This window comes from Pseudomonas sp. B392_1p, from assembly GCF_052245235.1.
Lineage (GTDB): Bacteria > Pseudomonadota > Gammaproteobacteria > Pseudomonadales > Pseudomonadaceae > Serpens > Serpens gallinarum.
The window spans coordinates 265,922-286,469 of the sequence record NZ_JBQPXM010000002.1 but is presented as its reverse complement, the minus strand read 5'-3'; the positions used below and the strand labels follow the sequence as shown (position 1 = coordinate 286,469).

13 protein-coding genes are annotated in these 20,548 nt (G+C 62.1%); 5 read left to right on the top strand and 8 right to left on the bottom strand.

Translation table 11 applies throughout. The annotated features are described in order from the left end of the window. Nucleotides 1–11 precede the first annotated feature (11 nt). Nucleotides 12–1,064 (bottom strand): NAD(P)-dependent alcohol dehydrogenase, encoded by a 1,053-nt coding sequence (locus ACTV8E_RS03565; RefSeq protein WP_443198505.1) that lies wholly within the window; start codon nt 1,062–1,064, stop codon nt 12–14. 575 nt (nt 1,065–1,639) lie between these two features. Between ACTV8E_RS03565 and ACTV8E_RS03560 the strand changes: the two genes are divergently transcribed. Further along, nucleotides 1,640–3,253 carry a hypothetical protein gene (locus tag ACTV8E_RS03560; protein WP_443198504.1) on the top strand — a complete coding sequence of 538 codons (1,614 nt, stop codon included), beginning with the start codon at nt 1,640–1,642 and terminating at the stop codon, nt 3,251–3,253. A 305-nt stretch (nt 3,254–3,558) separates the two neighbouring features. Here ACTV8E_RS03560 and ACTV8E_RS03555 read toward each other — a convergent pair whose 3' ends face one another. The 4 genes from ACTV8E_RS03555 to ACTV8E_RS03540 all read right to left on the bottom strand — a co-directional run bounded on the left by ACTV8E_RS03555 (nt 3,559) and on the right by ACTV8E_RS03540 (nt 6,354). Continuing rightward, nucleotides 3,559–4,338 carry a pseudouridine synthase gene (locus tag ACTV8E_RS03555; RefSeq protein WP_443198503.1) on the bottom strand — a complete coding sequence of 260 codons (780 nt, stop codon included), beginning with the start codon at nt 4,336–4,338 and terminating at the stop codon, nt 3,559–3,561. Nucleotides 4,339–4,598: 260 nt separating this feature from the next. Next, nucleotides 4,599–4,835 carry a hypothetical protein gene (locus ACTV8E_RS03550; protein WP_443198502.1) on the bottom strand — a complete coding sequence of 79 codons (237 nt, stop codon included), beginning with the start codon at nt 4,833–4,835 and terminating at the stop codon, nt 4,599–4,601. 211 nt (nt 4,836–5,046) lie between these two features. Then, nucleotides 5,047–5,571: a hypothetical protein gene (locus tag ACTV8E_RS03545; protein WP_443198501.1), complete on the bottom strand. Its 525-nt coding sequence runs from the start codon at nt 5,569–5,571 to the stop codon at nt 5,047–5,049. 81 nt (nt 5,572–5,652) lie between these two features. Beyond that, the gene (locus ACTV8E_RS03540; RefSeq protein ID WP_443198500.1) at nt 5,653–6,354 is read right to left on the bottom strand and encodes a hypothetical protein; all 702 of its coding nucleotides are present in this window, start codon (nt 6,352–6,354) and stop codon (nt 5,653–5,655) included. 351 nt (nt 6,355–6,705) lie between these two features. On the opposite strand from ACTV8E_RS03540, the gene ACTV8E_RS03535 reads away from it, so the two are divergent. Next, entirely contained in the window at nt 6,706–7,659 is a 954-nt protein-coding gene (locus ACTV8E_RS03535; protein ID WP_251836671.1) for a DMT family transporter, read from the top strand. Between the two features lie 46 nt (nt 7,660–7,705). Here ACTV8E_RS03535 and ACTV8E_RS03530 read toward each other — a convergent pair whose 3' ends face one another. The 3 genes from ACTV8E_RS03530 to ACTV8E_RS03520 form a co-directional block, all read right to left on the bottom strand. Further along, a complete protein-coding gene (locus ACTV8E_RS03530; protein ID WP_443198499.1) occupies nt 7,706–16,240 on the bottom strand; it encodes a GH36-type glycosyl hydrolase domain-containing protein in 8,535 nt (2,844 codons plus the stop codon). Between the two features lie 126 nt (nt 16,241–16,366). After that, nucleotides 16,367–16,987 (bottom strand): NAD(P)H-dependent oxidoreductase, encoded by a 621-nt coding sequence (locus ACTV8E_RS03525; RefSeq protein WP_251836669.1) that lies wholly within the window; start codon nt 16,985–16,987, stop codon nt 16,367–16,369. Then, on the bottom strand, nt 16,980–18,374 hold the full coding sequence (locus ACTV8E_RS03520) for a class II fumarate hydratase (protein ID WP_251836668.1): 1,395 nt from the start codon (nt 18,372–18,374) through the stop codon (nt 16,980–16,982). The genes ACTV8E_RS03525 and ACTV8E_RS03520 overlap by 8 nt, the downstream gene beginning before the upstream one ends. A gap of 172 nt (nt 18,375–18,546) precedes the next feature. On the opposite strand from ACTV8E_RS03520, the gene ACTV8E_RS03515 reads away from it, so the two are divergent. The 3 genes from ACTV8E_RS03515 (at nt 18,547) to trhO (ending at nt 20,544) form a co-directional block, all read left to right on the top strand. After that, entirely contained in the window at nt 18,547–19,035 is a 489-nt protein-coding gene (locus ACTV8E_RS03515) for a DUF2059 domain-containing protein (RefSeq protein WP_443198498.1), read from the top strand. 7 nt (nt 19,036–19,042) lie between these two features. Then, the gene (locus ACTV8E_RS03510) at nt 19,043–19,336 is read left to right on the top strand and encodes a BolA family protein (RefSeq protein WP_251836666.1); all 294 of its coding nucleotides are present in this window, start codon (nt 19,043–19,045) and stop codon (nt 19,334–19,336) included. A 278-nt stretch (nt 19,337–19,614) separates the two neighbouring features. Then, entirely contained in the window at nt 19,615–20,544 is a 930-nt protein-coding gene (gene trhO / locus ACTV8E_RS03505) for an oxygen-dependent tRNA uridine(34) hydroxylase TrhO (protein WP_443198497.1), read from the top strand. The last annotated feature ends 4 nt before the right edge of the window (nt 20,545–20,548 follow it).

Genomic DNA, 20,548 nt, shown 5'->3' with positions numbered 1-20,548 from the left:
CCGACCTGCGCTCAGTCCTTGAGCGTGGCCATGTCGATCACGAAACGATATTTCACATCGCTCTTGAGCATCCGCTCGTAGGCCTGGTTGATGTCGCCCATGGCGATCATTTCGATATCCGAGACGATCTGGTGCTCGGCACAGAAGTCGAGCATCTCCTGGGTTTCGGCCAGGCCGCCGATCAGCGAGCCCGCCAGCCGGCGGCGTTTGAAAATCAGCCCGAACACACTCGGCGACGGGTGCGGCGTGGCCGGCGCGCCGACCAGAGTCAGGGTTGCGTCGCGCTTGAGCAGCGCCAGGAAGGCATCCAGATCATGGGGCGCCGCCACGGTATCGAGGATGAAGTCGAAGCTGTTGTGGTGCGCGGCCATTTCGTCTGGATTTTTCGACAGCACCACCTCATGGGCGCCCAAGCGCCGGGCATCGCCTTTCTTGCTTTCAGATGTGGTGAACAGCACCACATGGGCGCCCATGGCGTTAGCGATTTTCACCGCCATGTGGCCGAGGCCGCCGAGGCCAACCACACCGACCTTATGTCCGGCCTTGACGCCCCACTGGCGCAGCGGCGAATAGGTGGTGATACCGGCGCAGAGCAGCGGGGCGACGGCGGCCAGGTTCTCGGTGTGGGAGATGCGCAGCACGAAGGCTTCGTCCACCACGATGCGTTCCGAATAGCCGCCGTAGGTGTTTTCGCTGCCGCCAAAGGCTGAGCCGTTGTAGGTGCCGGTAAATCCTGTTTCGCAGTACTGCTCCAGCCCTTCGCGGCAGGAAGCACAGGTGCGGCAACTGTCGACGAGACAGCCGACCCCGGCGATATCGCCCACCTTGAAGCGCGTCACCGCGCTGCCGGCGGCGGTTACGCGGCCGACGATCTCGTGACCGGGCACGCTGGGGTAGAGCGTGTTGTTCCACTCGTTGCGGGCGGTGTGCAAATCGGAATGGCAAACCCCGCAAAAGAGAATGTCGATCTGTACGTCGTGATCGCCCGGCTCGCGGCGCTGGAAGCGATAAGGGGCGAGCGGATTCTTCGCATCGAGGGCGGCATAGCCCTGGATTTCTGCCATGTTCAGGTCTCCTTTCGGCTGCGCCGAGAAATGGAATCAACCCTTCAATGAAAGACCCGGACGGGCAGGGCGCCCAAGAATCAGACAGTCGGGCCAGGTTTTTTGGTCGGTGAGACTTGCGTAACGGCTGCCTGCCTTTTGTAGGAGCCAGCTTGCTGACGATAGGCGGACGTTATTGCAAACGGATCGCCAGTTGTAGGGTGGACAACGTTTTCTATTGTCCACCGAGCGGAGTGTGGTGGATGTAAAAAGCGACATCCGCCCTACGAATCTGGCTCGGCAGCAAGCGCCTGTAACTTCTACCTTCGGCATACTCAAGAAGACACGGCGCACTCGCAGCATACGCGTTGCGCACTTGAACGACGTTTAATGGCCAGTTGTAGGGTGGACAACGTTTTCTATTGTCCACCGAGCGGAGTGTGGGGATGTAAAAAGCGACATCCGCCCTATCAATCTCGCCCGGCAGCGCCTGTAACTTCTACCCCTCGGCATACTCAATAAGACACGGCGCACTCAACGCATTATCGCGTTGCGATCACTGATCGACATGTCGGCCAGTACCGATGGAGGCCATTATGAACAAGGCAACCGGACGTGCAGGGATGCTGGCATTCATGCTCGTGGTTACTCACGCGGGCGCACAAAGCGAGCACGCACCGCACAGCGGCGAACTCGAGCAACTCGGTACGGTGAATTTCCCCGTTTCCTGCACGCCTGCCGCCCAGCAGGAGTTCAACCGAGCCATGGCGCTGTTTCACTCCTTCTGGTTCGACCCGGCCAAGCAGTCCTTTGCCGCCGTGCTCAAGCACGATCCGGACTGCACCATGGCGCATTGGGGAATTTCCATCATGTCGATGGGTAATCCCTTCGCCTGGCCACCTAGTCCGGCGGCGCTTGAGGCCGGCGCCACAGCCTTGGCGGATGCGCAACGCCTGGAGGCCAAGAGCCCGCGCGAACGCGATTACCTGAGCGCCCTGGCCATTTTCTTCAAGGATGCAGACACCACCGAGCACCGCACGCGGGCCCAGGCCTTCGAACGATCCATGGGGCAAGTGGCGGCGCGCTATCCACAGGACACAGAAGCTCAGGTGCTGCATGCGCTGCTGCTCAGCGTCACGGCGCAGCCCACAGACAAGACTTTCGCCAATCAACTCAAGGCAGCGGGCATACTGGAGCCGTTATACGAGCAATACCCCGATCACCCCGGCATCGCCCATTACCTCATTCATACCTACGACTACGCCAGCCTGGCCGAAAAGGGACTGCCTTTCGCTCGGACTTATGCCCAGATCGCGCCCTCGGTGCCCCATGCCTTGCACATGCCTTCCCACGTGTTCAGCCGTGTCGGCCTGTGGCCGGAGATGGTGGAAAGTAATCACGCCTCCTACCTGGCTGCGCAGGCTGAACTGAGCCAGACCACACTGGACATCGGCACTTACGACGCACTGCATGCCATGGATTACATGGTGTTCGGACACTTGCAGCGGGCCCAGGACAAGGCGGCCAAGCAGTGGGTGGACGAAGCGGCCTCGATTCGCAAGGTGAACGTTGAAAACTTCGTGGCCGCCTATGCCTTCGCGGCGATCCCGGCGCGCTATGCGCTGGAACGTGGTGACTGGCAACAGGCGGCGGCGCTGCAGCTGACTCCACCCGATCTGGCCTGGAATAAATTTCCGCAGGCCGAAGCCATTCTGGTGTTCGCCCGTGGCCTGGGCGCGGCGCGCAGCGGTGACGTGGCAGCAGCGGGCCGCGATGTGCAGCGTTTGCAGGCGCTGCAGGCGGCGATGCAACAGGCCAATATCGACTACTGGGCCGGCCAGGCGGAATTCCAGATCAAGGCCGTAAACGCCTGGATCGCCTATGCCGAGCAGAAACCGGATGAAGCGCTACGTCTGATGCGCGAGGCGGCCGAGCTCGAAGAAGCCAGCGACAAGCACCCAGTCACGCCCGGCAATGTGGTGCCGTGCCGCGAGTTGCTGGGTGAAATGCTCGCCGCACTCGGCCAGCCTGCCGAGGCGCTGGGTGAATTCGAGCGCTCCCTGCAACGTGACCCGAAGCGCTTGCGGGCTTTGCAGGGCGCCGCCCGTTCCGCAAAAGCCGCAGGTAATGCAGAGGCAGCCACGCGCTATGAGGAGAAGGTTCGCGCCCAGACGGCGCAGGCGGACAGCGAGCGAGTCAGCGCTGGCTGAAGGTCGCAGCTTGTAGATACAAGGGTGGACATCGTTTTCCCTTGTCCACCAAGGCGGGGGCCATGGTGGATGTGAAAAGCGACATCCACCCTACGACGCGGGAGGGGCCTGCAAGCCGCAAGGTGAAGCGCTGCCCTGCGCCGCCAGTGCCGCAGCATGTAGGGTGGACATCGTTTTCCCTTGTCCACCAAGGCGGGGCCATGGTGGATGTAAAAGAAGCGACATGCACCCTACGACGCAGTTGGAGGCCTGCAAGCCTCAGGGTGGAGCGCTCAACGCCTTGGAATCAGCAAGCTAGCCCATCGCTAGGCCATCACGCCAGGTAACTGCTCATCAAAAATGGACAGCACCCGCAAAAACTCCGCGTCGGGCGCCGCGCGCAGGTGCAGAGGCTCACCCGTGACCGGGTGGGTAAAGCGCAAGTCTGTGGCGGCCAACATCAGGCGACTCTGACCGAAGCGCTCGGCAAAATACTGGTTGTGACGGGTGCGGCCGTAATTGGTGTCGCCAATGATGGGGTGGCTGATGTGTTGCATATGCCGGCGCAACTGATGCTTACGACCGGTTTCCGGGTACAGCGCCACCAGGCTGTAACGACTGCTCGGATAGCCTTCGATTTCCACCGGAAGCTGCGTGGTCGCCAGCCGTTGATAGCGGGTCAGCGCCTCGCGCACCGGTAGGGGCTCATGCTTCAGGCGGCGGTCCACCGCATGCTCCTTCAGCGCGTGATCGATCACGCCTTCCTCGGGCGTCCAGCCGCGCACCATGGCCAGATAAGTCTTCCGCACCGCGTTCGCCATCATCGCCTGGCCCAATCGGCTCGCGGTCTCTGCGTCGCGGGCGAAGACCAACAGACCCGACGTGGGCCGGTCCAACCGGTGCACCGGATACACATGCGCCCCGCCATTCAGCGCCCGCGCGTACTGCAGGGCGAACTCGGTTTCATGCTTGTCGATGGGGCTGCGATGCACCAGCAAACCGGCCGGTTTGTGCACGGCCAGCAGCCACTTATCCCGGTACAACTCGGTAAGCGGGTTGGCCGGTGAGTCTGGAGTGGTTTCTGCGGGTACGGCGTTTGCGGTCATACCGGTGCGGTCCGGGCAGCTGCGGGGTGGCGATGATAATGCAGCTGTGAGGTGGGTGTGTGACAGAAGCGTTTACCGAAAGGCTAGCGCAGCGGCCTAGGAGCCGTTAGCCTTTGCTCCATACTCCACCTGCCCGTTTGCAATTAGCCGGCAACGTGGCCAGGTCGCTTGCAGAGCGGGCGTAGTAATAGGCGTCTCGCGGGGTGCCCAGAAGACCTTTGCATATCCCTTGCGAGGGCTCAGGGCACTGGGCGAAGTAGTCAATTTTGCCGGGCTTGCCGCCCATTTTGAGCGGATGCATTTGCCAGGGCCTGGCACGACGCCTTGAAGGTAGCCTCATCCTCTTCAGGATCTGAGGTCTGCATGCAATCTTTGGAATAGATGCTTTGGCCCATGAACTCGAACGTGCCCTCGATCAGGCATGCGCGGTCTGCGGCGGCTGAAACCGCCGGCAGCGCGAGGAGCAGTGCAGTGACAAGAGCGGGTACATAAGACATGGAGGGTCTCTTCTGAGAAGCGAGCCTAGGCTGCGGATGCGTCATAGGAAAGTTCGCCCTCTCTGTTCAGGCGATGTTTCAAACGCTCTACTCGATACGGAAACATCACGCTCGGAGTTAAACGCCTCACCTCATTAGCCTCGTGCTCCCAAACGCTTGGAACGAGGGCACTGGATACAGGGTCGCAAACCGGGCGTCGGGTCTCGCTCTATTAAGCCGTTTTGGAGGCGTCGTCATCCCGAATCAGTTGCACGTGCTTGTTGACGGTAATTAAAAAGGTCAGGCCGATGGCCGCCGGCGCCAGCTGCAACAATACACCTAAAACCGTCACGTGCGTGGCGTAAAAAATGGATAGAAGGCCTAGTGAGCTTGTGAGCAGCAGCAGGGTCAACCAGATTTTGATCAGTGCCCTAATGTATCTGTGACTCGTAAATATCATAAATAGGATGACGCCCTGCACTGTCAGGGGAAGCAAGGCAATAAGATGGCCGGTTAGTAATGTAAGCGCGTTCGTGAGGAAGAATACCGCAAGCACGGCAACTAACGACCATTTATATCCGGCGTTTGTGAACGAGACCCGAATCACTCGCCCCATGTATGCTTCGGGGTATTGATATCCGCCTTTGGCGATATATTCGCGGATGACTTTTGCTTCTTCCGGGTTTTTCGCTTCGTCGATCTGATCAAGTTCTTTGTGTAATTCATCTAAATGATAAATTCTGTAATTTTTGTCCATATGTATGATTCGCTAAAGGTAAACGAAGGTTAGTCAGCTTTGTGGCTGGGCTGCGGTCAGTAGGTTGTATCGCAGTGCTAATTAAACTTTAAAGCTGTCGCAGAATGCTGGGTTCAGCAGGATTTTTGTTATTTTCTTTCCGTTCTGGTCCAGATAGAGGTGAGAGTGAGTTATTCCCATGCTCAGCGCGTGCTGTATCTCTTCATTTTTGCATTGTGTGTATATGAAGTTGGCTTTCAGGTAGTTGATGATAGACGTCGGATCGGTTTCAGTTGCTCGAAAGTTCACAAGCGTGTAGGTAAAGATGATTTCATGGGATTTTGAATAGACGCTGTTGAGTCGGGTTTCAGAGTCCAGCATTGTGGGCAGGTTTTTATTGACCTGTTGTACCTGGAGGGCGATCTGCTTTTCTAGATTGGGTTGAGAAGGAATCATCGCGTATAGACTAAACGCCAGCATGGCTGCCCCAGCGATGACATTCATCCGAGCCAGGTGTGCCCAAAAGGGTGTGCCAATATAGCTTGAAGCGCTTCGCCAGATTGCTGTTAGGATAAAAACTGTATAGATGATGTATACGATGAGCAGCGTTATTAATAATGCTGCTATTCCCATGGTTGGGTTGTGGACATTATGTTCGATTAATTTAAATAATAAGGCGAATGCCAGGTTTGCCGTAAAGCCGAATATCCAAAAGGTTACGACAAGGGGGATTTCCCCCCTGAAAAGCCGGGCCAGGAAACAGGTTCTGAGCGTGGATGCTGCGCTTGCTTGGTGCGCGTTCATCTTAGGTATCCGGGTGATCTGACTGGTGAGGCTACTAATTTGCCATCATGGTGTCTATTCCGTGAGTTTCAGTGGGTGCATCCGCCCGGTGTAGACGAGGCGAAGCCGAGAACGTGTGAGCATGCGTAGCAGTCTGCCAGCCTGTTAGCGGAGCTGCCCTGCGCCCATTTTTACCTCGGCTAATTGGGTTAGCCTGTCCACGCAGGAGGGCAGGGCTCGATAAATGTCCCGCGTTCGGCGACCCAAACGTGCGTGAGCAAGCGGGCGACGCGCTAACGTTATCAACGAGCCTGTTAGAATTCGTCGTCTATCACCGGGTCTTCGCCCGGTTTTTCCGTTTCCGAGGCATGCATGCACACATCTTCCGGACGCTGGCTCTACGGTCTGTCGCTCACCCTGGTTACCGCGGTGCTCTGGGGCATTTTGCCCATCAAACTCAAGGTTGTGCTGGAGGGGATGGACCCGATTACCGTTACTTGGTATCGCCTGTTGGTGTCGGGGCTGATTCTGTTTGCCTGGTTGGCATCCCGGCGTGGCCTGCCCGCGTTTCGCCCGCTGGGGCGTAGGGGCGGCGGGCTGGTGGTGCTGGCGGTGCTCGGCCTGGTCAGCAACTACGTGCTCTATCTCTTCGGCCTGCGCATGCTCAGCCCCGGTACCACGCAATTGGTGATTCAGATCGCGCCGATCCTGCTGATGATCAGCAGTGTGTTCGTGTTTCGCGAGCGCTTCAGTCTCGGCCAGACGTTGGGCCTGCTAGTTCTGATTGTCGGTTTCGGGCTGTTCTTCAATCAGCGTCTGGGCGAGCTGTTGACCTCGCTGACCACCTATACCGCTGGCGTGTTGACGGTGGTGCTGGCGGCAGTGGTCTGGGTGGCCTATGGACTGGCGCAAAAGCAGCTGCTCACCCAGTGGAATTCCTTCCAGGTGATGATGGTGATTTACCTGGCCTGCGCGGTGTTGCTCACGCCTTGGGCGCACCCATTGCAGGCTCTGCAGCTGAGCCCCCTGCAGGGCTGGCTGTTGTTCGCGTGTTGCCTGAACACGCTGGTGGCCTATGGCGCGTTTGCCGAGGCGCTGGCGCATTGGGAGGCCTCGCGGGTCAGCGCGGCGTTGTCGATCACGCCGTTGATCACCTTTGCAGCGGTGGCGCTGGCCGCCTTCCTGTGGCCCTTGTACGTGGTGCCTGAAGAGTTGAACTGGATTGCCTACGCTGGCGCGCTGGTGGTGGTCGCCGGCTCGGCGTTGGTCGCGCTTGGCGCGTCGTTATGGGTCGGGCGCAGCACAGTCGCTGCGGCAAAAGAGTAAGCGCAGGCACGATTCTGCCCGTCGCCGAGGTTTACGCCGCTGCCCTTCAAGCGGCGTCTCCTATGACAATTTGCACCCTGTGCGTACCTCCATCCAGGGGCAGGCGCACTTGGCCTTCGCAACACTCCAGGGGGGCGTCGTCGAGGCTGGCCTGGGTAATGCCCCGGCAGCGTTGCGTGGGAGCGTCGACGCGGATCCTGTAGTGGGTTTTTTGCACGGTGAGGGTGATGTCGAAGCCCGGCCAGGCCGCGGGAATGCAAGGGTCGATGATCAGCTGCGTTGCTTCGCGGCGGATGCCGAGGATGCCTTCGAGGCCGGCGCGGTACATCCAGCCGGCTGAGCCGGTGTACCAGGTCCAGCCGCCGCGTCCGGTGTGCGGGGCGACCGAGTAAACGTCGGCGGCGATCACATAGGGCTCCACCTTGTAGCGCTCCGTCGCGTCCGGCGTGAGGGCATGATTGATCGGGTTGAGCAGGGCGAAGAGTTCGCCGGCCTTGTCGCCGTTGCCGAGTTGGGTGAAGGCCAAGAGAGCCCAGAGGGCGGCATGGGTATATTGCCCGCCGTTTTCCCGCAGGCCGGGCGGGTAACCCTTGATATAGCCGGGGTCGTGCAGAGTCTTGTCGAACGGGGGGGTGAACAGCAGGGCCAGGCCGTCGTCTCGGCGAATCAGCTGTTCTTCCAGCGAGGCCATCGCCGTGGCGGCGCGCTGTGGATCGGCGGCGCCAGAAAGTGCCGCCCAGGATTGCGCGATGGAGTCGATGCGGCATTCCTCGCTGTCCCGCGAGCCCAGCCAGGTACCGTCATCGTAGGTGGCCCGGCGGTACCACTGGCCATCCCAGGCCTGCCGCTCCATGGCCTCGCGCAGCGCGGCGGCATGCGAGTCCCAGCGTTGCGCGCGCGGGGCATCGCGGGATTGCGCCAGCGGTATGAACAGCGCCAGGGTACGCAGCAACAGCCAGCCGAGCCACACGCTTTCGCCCTGGCCGCCTTCGCCGACCCGACTCATACCATCGTTCCAGTCGCCGGTGCCGATCAGCGGCAGGCCGAGACGGCCGCTGAGTTCCAGGCACTGGTCGAGGCCCCGGGCGCAATGCTCGAACAGTGAGGCGCTCTGTTCGGCGACCATTGGTTGAAAGAATGCATCGTGCTGGCCGGGGGCAAGCGGCGGGCCTTCCAGGAACGTCAGGGGCTCGTCGAGGATCGCTTCGTCGCCCGTGGCAAGCACATAACTGGCGGTGGCGAAGGCCAGCCACACGCGGTCATCGGAAATCCGGGTGCGCACGCCCTGCCCGGAATGCGGCAGCCACCAGTGCTGCATGTCACCTTCGACGAACTGGCGGCTGGCAGCCCGCAACAGATGATGGCGGGGGATGTCCGGCTGGGTCAGCAGCAGCGCCAGGCTGTCCTGTAACTGATCGCGAAAACCGTAGGCGCCACTGGCTTGGTAGAACGCCGAACGCGCCCACAGTCGGCAGGCGAGGGTTTGATACAGAAGCCAGCCATTGAGCAGGATGTCCATGGCCCGGTCGGGCGTCTGCACCTGGACCGCACCGAGGGCGCCTTGCCAATGCTCGGTCACCGTGGTCAATACGCCATCGAGGTCCTGGGTGCGATAGCGCTCTATCAGCGTGCGCGTCTCGTCGACAGACGCGCCCTGGCCCAGCAGCCAGACCACTTCGACGCGCGCGTCGATGCCCAGTTCTAGGCTGCATTGCAACACAGCGCAAGGGTCGAAGCCGGCGCCGACGGTACCCGCCAGTGGCGTATTACCGAGCAGCGCGGCGGGTGCCGAGGTGCCGCCGTTGCGGCCGAGGAATTCGCTGCGGTCGGCTGTCCACGCGGTTTGCTTGCCGGCCAGGTCGGCGAAGGCGACGCGTCCGGCAAATGCCAGGCTCCAGGGATTGCGCGCCAGCAGTGCGCCGCTGGCATCGCGTTCGGTGATCAGGTAGGGCGCCGAGGCGCTGCGCGAGGTGCCGAGCACCCATTCGGCATAGGCGGTCACCGACAGTCGGCGTGGTTGGCCCGAGCGGTTATGCAGGGTCAGACGGGAAATTTTTACCGGGTCGTCCAGGGGCACGTATTGCAGCAGGTCCAGGGCAATGCCGTGGGCCTCATGTTCGAAACGGCTGTAGCCGAAGCCATGCCGAGCCACATAGCGGCCATTGTCGCGCAGGGGCTGGGCGGTGGGGCCGAACACTGCGCCGCTGGCTTCGTCGCGCACATAGAGCACCTCAACGGCCGGGTCGAGCACCGGGTCGTTGGTCCATGGCGTGAGCTGGTTCTCGCGGCTGTTTTGCGCCCAGGTGTAGCCGCTGCCATGGGCCGAGACCTGGAAGCCGAACGCCGGGTTGGCGATCACGTTGACCCACGGCATCGGGGTGACCTGGCCTGCGTCGAGTACAGTGACGTATTCACGTCCGTTCTGCGCAAAACCGCCCAAACCGTTGAAGAACTCCAGCGCGTCGCTCAGGCGCGATACGGGCGCGGCCGGCTGCGGCGCAGGCGGTGTGAGCGGCGGAGGAACCAAGGCATTTGCCTTCAGTTCCGGCAAGCGGGCGAGTTGATCGGCAATCGGGCCTCGGCGTGCAATCAGTGCAACGCGGGCCACTGATTGCAACAGCGCCCGTGTTTCCTGGCTCATCAGATCGGCGCGCAGGGTGAAGACCGAGCCGAGGTTGCATTCCTCGCCGATGGCCGGGCGCGACTGGCTGCTGCGCACGGTGGCCTCGATGGCACCCTGCAGGTCTTGCACATAGGAGGAGCTGCGCTCGTTGATGATCACCAGATCCACGCACAACCCCTTCATCCGCCAATACTCATGGGCGCGCAGCAGTTGGCGTACGCGGGGCAGGTCTTCCAGCTCGTCGATACGCAGGAGAATGATCGCCAGATCACCGGAAATCGACTGCGACCACAACCCCGACTGCGGACCGGCGCCGCGTATGATCAAAGGCGAGGGGGCGCGAAAGCGCGGGTCCGAATACAGCAACGGCGCCGCCAGGCGCTGGAAGTCAGCTGCTTCGTCAGCCTTCATGTCCAGGTAGCGCAGCTGCACCTGGGCCAAGGTCCAGGACAGGGTTTTTGCCCGCTCGAAGGCGCTGTAGTCGTGGTGGGTGTCGATCAGGTCGAGCAGGGCATCGCGTGTCGGGGCAATCACTGTCCAGAAGGCGATGCGCGCGACCGCGTCGGGCTCGATGCGCACCCGCTGGCGCAGGGCGAAAATCGGGTCGAGCACGGTGCCGATGGTGTTCGACAGGGGGCGGTCCTCGACAATGGCCACGGCCGCACCAATGCGGCGTCCGCGGCCGAGGAAGCGGGCACGGTCGGATTCGTATTGCGGGTCGGCGGCAATCTCGCCTTCGACCACGGCAAAATGTGCGGCCCAAACCTCGGGCTCGTCGGGCGAACGGCGCCGCCGGGTGGCGGCCAGCGCGGCAAACTCGGCCAAGTATTCAGTCTGCACGAACATCTTGGCGAATGCCGGATGGGCATTGTCGGTGGCCGGTGTGGTCAGGACCAGTTCGGCGTAGGAGGTCAGTTCGATCTCGCGGGCGTGCCGGCCGCTATTGGTCAGGGTCACGCGGCGCACTTCGCCATCGTCTTCACCCGAGACCACCACGTCGAGGGTGGTGGTCAGGCGTCCATCGTGGCGGGTGTATTCGGCGTGGTCTTCGCTGAACAGCACTTCCTGCGAGTCGCCGGTGCTGCCGACCGGTTGTGCGGTGGCCGACCAGATGGCGCCGCTGTGGACATCGCGCAGGAAGATGAAAATGCCGCACTCGTCGCGGGTCATGTCCTCGCGCCAGCGGGTGACGGCGATGTTGCGCCAGCGGCTGTACCCCGCGCCTGTGGCGCTGAGCATGACCGTATAACGTCCGTTGGAGAGCAGGTGCGTCGTCGGTGCGCCACCGGTGGCCGGGTTGATGCGCCGCACGGCGGCGACCTCGGCCTGTGTCTCGACGGGGGACACTTTTACTTCCTCGGCGCGCGGGTGAGCGATGGCTACGTCGGGAGGCATGCGCTCCTGCAGCAGCAGCTCGGTGGCCTGGATGATCGGTTCGCTATGGAAGCGTCGTCGCATCACCCCTTCGAGCAAGGCATTGGTAATGGCCACGATGGTCATGCCCTGGTGGTGGGCCATGTAGCTGCGCACGATAGCGACCTTCTGGTCGTCCGGTACGCGACTTCGGGTGTAGTCCAACGCCTCATAAAAACCGTAGCGGCCCAGCGCGCCCAGTTCGGCCAGCGCATCGAAATTGCGCCTAGCGCGGGACGGGTCGATCATCGCCGCCAGCCCGGTAGCATAGGGAGCAATTACTTGGTTTTCGGCCAGACCGCGCTTGAGGCCCAGGCCGGGCACACCGAAATTGGAGTACTGGTAGGTGAATTCCAGGTCGCGGGCGTTATAGGCCGATTCGGAGATGCCCCAGGGAATGCCCAGGGAGTTGCCATAGGCTTCCTGGCGCGCCACCACCAGGCGATTGGTCTGGTCCAGCAAGCTGCCGGCCGGGGCGCGCATCACCAGCGATGGCATCAAGTATTCGAACATCGAGCCGGACCAGGAAATCAGCGCCGAGCCGTTGCCCAGTGGCGTTGCGGTACGGCCGAGGCGGAACCAGTGGCGGGTCGGCAGATCGCCTTTGGCAATCGCAAACAGGCTGGCTAGCCGCGCCTCGGAGGCGAGCAAGTCATAGCAGTTGGCGTCGCGGTGGTTGTCGGCAGCGCTGTAGCCAATCGACAGCAGCTTGCGGTCGTGGTCGAACAGGAAGGCGAAATCCATTGCCATGGCCAACTCCCGCGCCTGCTTGGCAACGGCCTGCAGGCGAGCCGTGAGGTCTTGCGGGCGGGTGCTGCGGTCACGCTCATGATCGGTCAGCGACTGGTTCAGCGCCGCGATCCAGGACAGCAGGTTCAACGCACCACCATCGGCTTCAGGGAGCAGGTCGCGCGTCAGTGAGGCGGCTTTATCGGTCCGACGGCGGAGCATGGGTGTCAGGGTTTCCAGCCGTTGCGCGCTTTTGAGTTGGGCGTCGATTTCATCCAGGAGCGTGGTCAGGCGTCGGCCGGCTTCGCTGGAAGCGACGGGCAGGGCGACCAGTGCTTCGCGGGCCAGGTTGCACGTGTCCTGCAACCCCTGGCGGATTTGACTGGATACCAATGTGGTCTGCCATTTCTCGCAGGCATTGGCGAGCACCAGCAGATGCCCGGCGAGGTTGCCGCTGTCCACTGACGAGACGTAGGGCGGCGCGAGGGTGCGCAGATCATCGGTTGTGTACCAGTTGTAGAAATGCCCATGCAAGCGCGGCAATCGATGCAGCGTTGCGAACGTGGCTTCCAGGCGTTCGAGGGTGTGCAGGGTGCCAGCCCAGCCGAAGTCGCGGGCGGCCACCGCCGAGAGCAGATAGAGGCCGATGTTGGTCGGCGAAGTGCGGTGCGCGGCGGCGGGTAACGGGGTCTCCTGGTAATTATCCGGCGGCAGCCAGTTGTCGGTTTCCGTCACGAAGGTTTCGAAGTAGCGCCAGGTGCGCCGGGCGATCAGGCGCAAGGCATGTCGATCCTCTTCGCTGAACGCCAGCTGCCGAATCGACAGGGTTGACCAACTACTCCACAGCGCCAGTGCCGGCGCGGCCAGCCAAAGCAGGGCAAAGGGCAGCACCAGCGGCCATGAGGCCGGTGCGGCGAGCAGCGCCACAGCGGCAAGTGCCAGGCCGAGTGCGGTGCCACCGGCCATCTGCCGGTAAAAACCGCGCAGATCCAGGGTCGGGCTGCTGCTGGACTGCGCCGCAGTGGTCCATTCCAGCAGTTGGCGGTGGGTCACCCACAGGCGCGTCAGGGTGCGCACAATGGCATCCAGGTTGCGCCAGGCGTGATCGGGCAGGAACACCGCCGCGAAAAAAATTCGCATCGCGGCCAGCTGCAGTTCGCCGCCCAGCATGCGCAGATGACTGCCCACTTGAATGCCGCTGTGCTGCGGCACCACGGCAAACAGCAGAGGCAGCAGGGCGGGAATCGCCAGGCTGGCGAGCACCAGCAGCACGCCGGCCAGCGCTGCGGGCATGGGCAGCAGCCAGCACAGGAACAGCAGGGCCAGGGTAAACGGCTGTAGCAGCGAACGACGCAGGTTGTCGAGCATCTTGCCCAGGCCGATCGGGCTCAGTGCCTGTTTGCCGGTACGCGGGCCAAAGATCCACGGCAGCAGTTGCCAGTCGCCGCGCGTCCAGCGGTGGAAGCGCTTGGCGTCGACGTCGTAGCGGGAGGGATATTCCTCGACCACCTCAAGGTCGGACGCCAGTCCCGAGCGGGCAAATTCACCTTCGAACAGGTCATGGCTGAGCAGGGTGTTGTCCGGCACCCGACCGCGCAGTGCGGCCTCGAAGGCATCGACATCGTAAATGCCCTTGCCGGTGTAGGAGCCTTGGCCGAAAAGGTCCTGATAGACATCGGAAACGGCTGCCACATAAGGGTCCAGTCCGCCTGGCGAGGAGTAGAGGCGTTGATACCAGGAGCCTTCGCGGCCGACCGGCAGGGAGGGGGTGACGCGCGGCTGCAGGATGGCATAGCCGTCTACCACGCGCTGGCGCTCGACGTTGAAACGCGGTCGATTCAACGGATGGGCCATCTTGCCAATCAGCCGCAGCACGGTATCGCGCGGCAGGCGCGTATCCATATCCAGGGTGATGACGAAGCGCACATTGGCGGGCACTTGGGGCGGCTGCCCGTTCAGGCTCATGAACGTGGTGTCGGTGGCGCCGCGCAGCAATCGGTTGAACTCGTGCAATTTGCCGCGCTTGCGTTCCCAGCCCATCCATGTGCCCTGGCTGGGATTGAACAGGCGGCGTCGATGCAACAGGTAAAAGCGTGGTTCGCCATCCGAGCCGGGACCGTGGCGTTGGTTCAGTTGCTCGAAGGCCTGCCCGGCGGTGGCCAGCAGTTGCGCTTCATGGGGGAGGGTTTCTTCATCGGCATCCAGACCGTCACTGAGCAGCGCGAAGCTCAGCGCCCCCTCGGCGCTGGATAGGAAGTGCACTTCCAGTCGCTCGATCTGCTCCAGCAGCTCGGCTTCGGTGCTCAGCAGCGTCGGGACTACCACCATCGTGCGCAGCGATTCGGGAATACCGTCGCGAAGCTCTAAGGCCGGCAGGCAGACCGCGCCGATAAAGCGACTGATGGCGCGGTTGGTCAATGCGGTTGCCACCTCGGTGGCCGGCAACACGCCGACCAGTGCCAGGAGTCCGAGCCAGCCGAGTGTGAGGCCGGAAGCGGCCAGTACCCAGCAAGAAAGCGCCAGCAACATCAGGGCAATCAGTGCGATGGTGCCGACATAGCCGCCCATGCCCAGCGCAACATATTTGCGGCGTAGGCGCTCATAGCGCGACGGGTGAAAATCGACGCTGTTTTCCAATGCACGACGACCTTCGCCGAGCAGGTGATAACCGGGATCACCGGTGCGTTCCGCTTGCGCCTCGACGGACGCGCTGGCCGCCGCCAGCCGCGCTTGTTGCACTACTCGATCAGTCAGTTCCAGTTCAGTGCAGGAGGAATTCCGGGCGATCGTTTCGATGGCCTGGCGGTACAGATTGCGGCTGGGGAAATCCATGTCGGCGAAGTCGCTGGCCGCGCGCAGGCGTGCATCCACCAGGCTGACACTCTCGAACAGCTCGGCCCAGTCGATGTCGGAAATCAGCCGCATGCTGGTGATTACGTTGCGCACGCTGACATTGGACGCGCCCTGGCGTTGATGAGCGTTGTGCACCACGTCTTCGATCGAACTTCCCTGGGCCGGCAATTGCTGTTCCAGCCAGACCAGCGCTGGCGTGGTGTGCGGGTCCTGGTCGCGCAGGCGCTTGGCCAGCTGCGAGGCGAAGAGTTCGGACAACGGTCCCCTGGCGAGCCGGGCCAAGTTGCTGTCCAGCTCAGCCGGGGTACAGCCTTTGGCCAGGCACTGATTGGCCAGCGTGTCGGCATCGGCGCGAGCCTGTTGGGCGGCGATAATCTGTTCGGCCAGGCGGCGCAGGTTTTCGATCAGGACGATGCGCAGGGTGATCGCCACCGCCCATAGCTCACCGATGGTCAGCGGCTGAACCTGCTGATAGGCGACGATGAAGCGGCGCACGATAACCAGGTCGATGTGGCTGTCGGTGTGCGCGATGTAGGCCCAGGCCAGGCCGAAGACGCGCGGATAACCGGCAAACGGACCCTCCGCCAGTTTGGGAAGCTGGCGGTAGTAGCCGACTGGCAGATCGTCGCGAATCTGGAGAATTTGTGCCTCGACCACATGGTAATTGTCGAGCAGCCATTCGGCGGCGGGTACTACGGCGTGCCCGCTTTCCAGCTCCGCGGCGCTCGACCGGTAGGCCTTGAGCAGCAGCGAGGCGTTGTCGTCCAGACGTCTGCGCAGGGAGCTGACCCTGGGCGGACGGTCGCTGATCGTCTGGGCGGCGGCCAGGCTCTGGGCATGTTGTTCGAGGCGTTCAACGCTGAACAGGTCCTGGCGCACCGGGGCTGTGTCGTTCCAGGGCGAGTCCGGCCTGCGTGCTGTGAACCAGCGTTCACGGAGCAGAGTGGCGAGTACTCCGTTCATGAGCGTGGTCTGAAGGTCGCGCCGGTTGAAGGCGGCACGCAGTGGAGAGGTGTCGTCGCCATGTCGACCTCTTTTGGGCTTAACCTGTGGCTCCGCTCGGCCCCACGCTCAGCAGCTACACCATGCTCAAGCCTTCGCGCCCAATTGCTCGGCGCGGCGCAGCCAGTCCTGGCGGCGCTCTTCACTGGAGCCGCGGATCGGGGTGAATTCATGCACGCGGCGGGTGCGGATGCCGCAGAACCGCAACGTGCTGCGGATCATCTGGCGATGCGCCGGGGCGCCTTGCAGCCAGCGAAAGTGCCAGCTCGGGGTGTCCAGGGTGACCAGCAGTTCAGCGCTGCGCCCACTGAGCAATTGCTCCGCGATGCGCGTCTGGCCCCGTAGACGAAACGCAAAGCCGGGCAGGAACACCCGGTCGATAAACCCCTTGAGCAGCGCCGGCAGGCCACCCCACCAGACCGGGTAGACGAATACCAGATGCTCGGCCCAATGGATCTGTCGCTGGGCATCGAGCAGGTCGACTTCCAGGCGCTGGTCGTGTTCGTAGCCGCCGCGCAGCACCGGATCGAAGCGCAGATCTGCAAGGCGCAACTGGCGCACCACGTGCCCTTGGCTGCGTGCGCCGATTACATAAGTTTCGCCCAGGGCACGGCAAAAGCCCTGGCCTTGCGGACTGCCATCAATCACCAGGATGCGTTTGCCCGTGCCGACGACCGGCGTGGCGCCGCTTTTGGCCGGCTCATTCATGTTGCCCGGCCTCAAGCATCTGTTCCGGCCGCACCCAGGCGTCGAATTCTTCGCTGCTCAGATAACCCAGCGCGAGAGCCGCCTCGCGCAGCGTGCTGCCTTCCGCATAGGCTTTTTTGGCAATTTCCGCAGCCTTGTCGTAGCCGATGTGCGGGTTCAGCGCAGTGACCAGCATCAGCCCGCGCTCCAGATGCTGGGCCATTTGCTGGGCGTCCGGCTCCAGGCCAGCAATGCAGTGCAGATTGAAGTTGCGGCAGCCATCGGCGAGCAGGCGGATGGATTGCAGCAGGTTGTGGATGATTACCGGTTTGAACACATTGAGCTGCAGGTGACCTTGGCTCGCGGCGAAGCCGATGGTGACATCGTTGCCCAGTACCTGGCAGGCGAGCATCGACAGTGCTTCGCACTGCGTCGGATTGACCTTGCCGGGCATGATTGAACTGCCCGGTTCGTTGGCCGGCAGGCGCACTTCGGCGAAACCGGCGCGCGGCCCGGAGCCGAGCAGGCGCAAGTCGTTGGCGATCTTCATCAGCGCCACGGCAAGGGTTTTCAGCGTGCCGGCCAGGGTGACCAGCGGTTCGTGGCCGGCCAAGGCGGCGAATTTGTTGGACGCGCTGACGAAGGGCAGGCCGGAGAGGGCTGCCAGCTCGGCGGCGATGGCCTCGGCAAACCCCTGCGGGGCATTCAGGCCGGTGCCCACGGCCGTGCCGCCCTGGGCCAGTTCGCACACTGCAGGCAGGGCGTGGCGAATGGCTTGTTCGGCATAGTCGAGCTGGGCGACAAACGCGGACAGCTCCTGGCCAAAGGTGACCGGCGTGGCATCCATCAGGTGGGTACGGCCGGTTTTCACCAGATCGAAATGGCGGGCGGCCTGTTCGGCCAAGCCGCCAGAAAGCTCGGCCAGCGCCGGTAACAACTCGCGGTGCACGGCGCTCACGGTGGCAAGGTGCATGGCGGTGGGGAAGCAGTCGTTGGAGCTTTGCGCGCGGTTGACGTGATCGTTGGGGTGCACCGGGCTTTTGCCCCCGCGTTGGCCTCCGGCCAATTCGTTGGCGCGTCCGGCGATCACCTCGTTGACGTTCATGTTGCTCTGCGTGCCGCTGCCGGTCTGCCAGACCATTAATGGGAACTGATCGTCGTGCTGGCCGGCCAGCACTTCATCGGCAGCCTGTTCGATCAGTCGGGCCACCTCGGCGGGCAGTTCGCCGATGCGGTCATTGACCCGCGCAGCGGCTTTCTTGATCAGTGCCAGGGCGTGCAGCACCGGTAGCGGCATGCGCTCCTGGCCGATGGCGAAATTGATCAGTGAGCGCTGGGTCTGCGCGCCCCAGTAAGCATCGTCCGGGACTTCCACCTCGCCCAGGCTGTCGGTTTCGATACGGCTCATGGCGTTCCCTCTTGTAGGGTTGCGGGACGTTAGGCCGTGGACCAGGCGCACGGTTCCATAGGCTTGAGTCGGGCCGCGCCCAGCCGTTGGCTTGAGTTGGAGCGTGAGCTGGGAGCAAAATGGCCCGTTCTATGCTCTTTACTCTCCAGTTTCTTTTTCAAGGACAGAATGAATGGTGCGTTTACACGTTTTAATGGCAACAGTTGTACTGACTCTAGCGGCTGCTCCGGTTGTAGCGGATACCGCCAGTCATGCGGCGCAGGTCGAACAGTTTCTCAAGCTGGCGCGGGCCGATCGCATGAGCGTTCCGGTGCATGCCCAGGTACAACAAATGTTTGCTCAGCGTTTCGCACAGGCCAAGGCGCCGGCCGATAAACAGGCCGTGCTGGAGCGTTACCAGGCCAAAGCCGATGCGCTGCTGGAGGGAGCGGTGGGCTGGGAGACGCTCAAGCCGGATATGATCAAGCTCTACGGCCAGCACTTCAGCGAACGCGAACTGAAGGAGCTGAATGCCTTCTATCAGTCGGCGCTGGGTCGCAAAGTGCTGGACACAATGCCGGAGCTGACCGCGCAATCGGCCCAGATGGCGCAGGCCAGGCTGGAAAGCGTGGTGCCGGAAGTCAATAAACTGCTCGAAGAAATGGGCAAGGAATTAAAGTAGGTGATTCATGAGCATGCGTGACCGTATCAACACCGCCTTGTTGGTGCTCGACCCGCAGCATCTGGAGGTTCTCGATGAGAGCCACATGCACAGTCGCGGACAGGAAACTCACTACAAAGTGGTGGTTGTCAGCGAGCAGTTCGCCGGACTGAACAGCGTCAAGCGTCACCAGAAAGTCTATGGCGTGCTGGGCGAGCTGATGAGCCAGTTCCATGCCCTGGCCATGCATGTGTATACCCCTGAAGAATGGGCGGCTCAGGGCGTGGCGCCCGCCTCGCCAACCTGCCGGGGCGGTCACTGACACGCTGCGGACAAGCGGATATTCGAGTGCCTTGGCGTGCTTTGTTATAATCCGCGCCCCCACGCCGGCTTTAGCCGGCGTTTTCTTTATTACAGGCCGTTGAAAAGCTACCTGCGTTGGCAATACTTCGTTAAAAACAGTCTCAGAATGCTCATTTAGAACACCTAAACTGCGCTTCTTCGGCTGTTTTTGCCTCGTCTTGCCCGCCTCGCCTACGCTTTTCAGCGGCCTGATAACCCCGGTCCACCCTTTACGCGGGTGACCACTGAGGATCTGTGATGGCCGCGAACATCGTTGTGGCAGCCTTGTACAAGTTCGTCTCCCTGCCGGACTACGTCGAGCTGCGCGAACCCCTGCTCAACACCCTGTTGGATAACGGCGTGAAGGGCACCCTGCTGCTCGCCGAAGAAGGTATCAACGGCACGGTTGCCGGCTCCCGCGAAGGCATCGATGCCCTGCTGGCCTGGTTCGGCCAGGATGCGCGCCTGGCGGATATCGATCACAAGGAGTCCTTCTGCGACGAGCCGCCGTTCTACCGCACCAAGGTCAAGCTCAAGCAGGAAATCGTTACCCTCGGCGTGCCCGGCGTGGACCCTAATCAGCAGGTAGGCACTTACGTCGAGCCTCAGGACTGGAACGCGTTGATCAGCGATCCCGAAGTGCTGCTGATCGATACCCGCAATGATTACGAAGTGGCAATCGGTACCTTCGAAGGCGCCGTGGATCCGCAAACCCAGTCGTTTCGCGAATTCCCCGATTACATAAAAGCCAATTTCAATCCGGCACGGCACAAGAAAGTGGCCATGTTCTGCACTGGCGGCATCCGTTGCGAGAAGGCCTCCAGTTTTATGCTTGGCGCCGGCTTCGAAGACGTATTTCATCTCAAGGGCGGCATTCTCAAGTACCTTGAGGAGGTGCCTGAGGCGCAGAGCAAATGGCGCGGCGACTGTTTCGTGTTCGACAATCGCGTAACCGTGCGCCATGACTTGTCAGAAGGCGATTACGCTCTTTGTCATGCGTGTCGCATGCCGGTGTCGGTCGAGGAGCGGCAGTCGGAACAGTACGTGGCGGGCATCAGTTGCCCGCACTGCCATGACTCGCTGTCGGAGAAAACCCGCGCCAGTGCCCGCGAGCGTCAGAAGCAGATCGAGTTGGCCCAGGCGCGCAATCTGCCCCATCCGATTGGCCGCGATCCGCGGCAGAACTGAGGAA

Coding starts and splice junctions, on each gene's coding strand:
- ACTV8E_RS03560 (WP_443198504.1), top strand. CDS start 1,640: ATGAACAAGGCAACCGGACGTGCAGGGATGCTGGCATTCATGCTCGTG.
- ACTV8E_RS03565 (WP_443198505.1), bottom strand. CDS start 1,064: ATGGCAGAAATCCAGGGCTATGCCGCCCTCGATGCGAAGAATCCGCTC.
- ACTV8E_RS03555 (WP_443198503.1), bottom strand. CDS start 4,338: ATGACCGCAAACGCCGTACCCGCAGAAACCACTCCAGACTCACCGGCC.
- ACTV8E_RS03510 (WP_251836666.1), top strand. CDS start 19,043: ATGAGCATGCGTGACCGTATCAACACCGCCTTGTTGGTGCTCGACCCG.
- ACTV8E_RS03550 (WP_443198502.1), bottom strand. CDS start 4,835: ATGTCTTATGTACCCGCTCTTGTCACTGCACTGCTCCTCGCGCTGCCG.
- ACTV8E_RS03525 (WP_251836669.1), bottom strand. CDS start 16,987: ATGAATGAGCCGGCCAAAAGCGGCGCCACGCCGGTCGTCGGCACGGGC.
- ACTV8E_RS03535 (WP_251836671.1), top strand. CDS start 6,706: ATGCACACATCTTCCGGACGCTGGCTCTACGGTCTGTCGCTCACCCTG.
- trhO (WP_443198497.1), top strand. CDS start 19,615: ATGGCCGCGAACATCGTTGTGGCAGCCTTGTACAAGTTCGTCTCCCTG.
- ACTV8E_RS03540 (WP_443198500.1), bottom strand. CDS start 6,354: ATGAACGCGCACCAAGCAAGCGCAGCATCCACGCTCAGAACCTGTTTC.
- ACTV8E_RS03530 (WP_443198499.1), bottom strand. CDS start 16,240: ATGAACGGAGTACTCGCCACTCTGCTCCGTGAACGCTGGTTCACAGCA.
- ACTV8E_RS03515 (WP_443198498.1), top strand. CDS start 18,547: ATGGTGCGTTTACACGTTTTAATGGCAACAGTTGTACTGACTCTAGCG.
- ACTV8E_RS03545 (WP_443198501.1), bottom strand. CDS start 5,571: ATGGACAAAAATTACAGAATTTATCATTTAGATGAATTACACAAAGAA.
- ACTV8E_RS03520 (WP_251836668.1), bottom strand. CDS start 18,374: ATGAGCCGTATCGAAACCGACAGCCTGGGCGAGGTGGAAGTCCCGGAC.